General features: G+C 53.8%; 2 protein-coding genes. One reads left to right on the top strand and one right to left on the bottom strand.

What is annotated here, in order from left to right; genetic code table 11:
- Positions 1-121 precede the first annotated feature (121 nt).
- On the bottom strand, positions 122-889 hold the full coding sequence (locus ABX962_RS34350) for a hypothetical protein (protein WP_372726169.1): 768 nt from the start codon (positions 887-889) through the stop codon (positions 122-124).
- 244 nt (positions 890-1,133) lie between these two features.
- Here ABX962_RS34350 and ABX962_RS34345 point away from each other — a divergent pair.
- The coding region (locus tag ABX962_RS34345; RefSeq protein WP_372726168.1) for a S46 family peptidase at positions 1,134-2,672 on the top strand (1,539 nt) is incomplete at its 3' end.

The following is a 2,672-nucleotide window of genomic DNA, read 5'->3' as shown; positions in this document are numbered from 1 at the left end:
GACGCGTGAGCGGCCGGGTCCCACGCACGCATTACCCGGTGCCTCACGGCTCACCACTGCGATTTGGATTTCGATTAAACCAACATCCCGTTCGCGAGTTTCGCTACGGGTAACTTCAGACCTACGCCGCGTCTTTCCAATGGGCGCTCAACCACGTTGCTGGCAAGGTCGACTTGAACACGCCTCCCTGGTAGCCCGCAATCGCTTGGTCTGGCAGCGGATAGCCGTGGAATGCCAACACTCGCATCTCTGATGGCTGATACGGCTCGCGAATCAGGTTTAATGGAAACAATGGACGACAACTGCGTTTGAAGCTGCACACCCATTTCTCGGGCCAGAACGCTAGATCATCCAAAAGCGTGCGGCTAACGTATTGTTGTTCGATACGGAACGTTTCAAGCACTTCGGCCTGGTGATCACAAAAGTGCTGATAGACCCGCGAGTGGCGTTCGGGGTTGAAGCGAAATACCGAAGTATTGCCCACCTTACCATCACGCCCCGGCATCCACGCCCGGCGCTTTTCGAGCCAGTCATGGATCACACAGAAACGGCCTGGCTCAAACGTAAAGAAATCGTCCAGCGGCCCAGTCAAAACGACATCCAGGTCAAGGAACAGCGTGTCGCCCTCGAGTCCCGCCAAGCCGGGCTGAAACAGACCGACTTTGCGCCAAGTTTCGCCCCCTTTGCGAGCATCAAACGCTCCCTCATCAAACGGCGTCACTGGCAGGGGGTGAATCTCGACCTGCTTGTCGATCCCTTCGGGTTTCTCGGTCAAACAGAGAAAACGGAAAGGCATTTGCAGGTGCTTTTCGATTCCGCGAAGCAAACGATTGACATACTCGCTGCCATACTTCGTCCCCCACTTGATGCAGACAATATTCGCTTGCATAACCATTTCCCTCTGGGCCGTTGTGATTCGATTTCAACCTCTGTTAGCTACGAAAATTTCCGATTTGGGGGAAGACGAATCTGCACGATCAGGCGAAGAAATCCCGCTCGTGCGATACGTTGGGTTCCCAATCACCGCGATGGATGTTGCTAAGATACACAGACGCGTGAGTTCCCTTTCGAACGCTCCTCAACCCCATCTAAAAATCCTAGACATGAAAATCCGAAGCCGAATAGCCTTGCTCATGTTTTTGTTGACCACCTCACTTTCGCTGCCCGTCGCGTCGTATGGCGACGAAGGCATGTACTTGTTCAATGATTTGCCCGTTGAAACGCTGAAACAGAAACACAATTTTGAACCCGATTCGCAATGGGCGGACCACCTTCGATTGTCGTCGGTGCGATTCAACAGCGGAGGATCGGGATCGTTTATCTCGAGCGACGGCTTGGTGCTGACCAACCATCACGTCGCCAGCGATACGCTGCATAAACTCAGCACCCCCGAATTGAACCTGATCGAAGACGGCTATCTAGCCAAGTCACTCGATCAGGAATTGAAGGCTCCTGATTTGGAACTGAATCAACTGGTGTCGATCGAGGACGTGACCCAACGGGTCAACGAAGCCGTTAAACCCGGCACATCCAGCGACGATGCCCTGAAACAACGACGCGGCGTGATTTCGACGATCGAGGAAGAATCGTTCGAAAAGACCGGGTTGCGAAGTGATGTGGTGACGCTGTTCGGTGGAGCAAAGTACCACCTGTATCGTTACAAGAAATACACCGACGTTCGTCTTGTCTGGGCGCCGGAAACGAAAGCGGCCTTCTTTGGCGGCGATGCGGACAACTTTGAATACCCGCGTTACAACCTCGACGCCACAATCATGCGGGTCTACGAGGACGGCAAACCTGCGAAACTCGACAATTTCTTGCGTTGGAGCTCGGATCCTCTGCAACAGGGCGAATTGGTTTTCGTCAGTGGCAACCCAGGACGTACACAGCGTATTTTTACGGTCGCGGCTCTTAAATTCCTGCGTGACGACCGATTGCCCTATGTGCTCGATTTCCTTCGCCGCAAAGAAATTCTGATGCAGCAATTTGGGCTCGAAGGCACCGAACAGGCACGCCGCGCGCGTGATGAATTGTTCGGCATTCAAAACGCTCGCAAAGCCTACACCGGGATGTTGGCAGGCCTCCAAGATCCGCAAACCTTTGTCGCCAAACAGGCCCGCGAAGAAAAGCTGCTGAACGAACTGCAAGACAACGACGCCAACAAAGAACTGGCGGCGGCTTGGGCGGAAATCGCGGAAATCCAAGACGATAAACGCGAAATGTTGACGCAGACCGTCAGCCTGCGAAGCACGCTGTTCGACACCGCAATGCAAATCGTGCTGCTCACCGCCGAAGATCTCAAACCCAATGACCAACGACTGCACGAGTTCACCGATGCGTCGCGAGAATCCAAGTTGCAATCGCTGCTCAGCGAAGCCCCGATCTACGATGATCTCGAGCAGGTTAAACTGAGCGACGAACTTTCGCGGCTGACTATCTTACGTGGGGCAGAGGACGCATTGATTCAAGAAATTCTCGATGGCAAAGGGCCCCGCGAACGGGCTGCTGCGTTAATCGAAGGCACCCAACTGGCTGATGTTGCGATTCGCAAACAATTGGTCGAAGCGGGCAATGACGCCGTCCAGAAGTCAAACGATCCCATGATCCAACTGGCTCGTAAACTCGAAAGCGAATATCGCCACATTCGAGAACGTAACGAAGAAATCGAAGAG

The organism is Novipirellula sp. (genome assembly GCF_041583735.1).
Taxonomy (GTDB): domain Bacteria; phylum Planctomycetota; class Planctomycetia; order Pirellulales; family Pirellulaceae; genus Novipirellula.
Note: the sequence above shows the minus strand (reverse complement) of the source record. Positions and strands in the feature narration are given on the sequence as shown.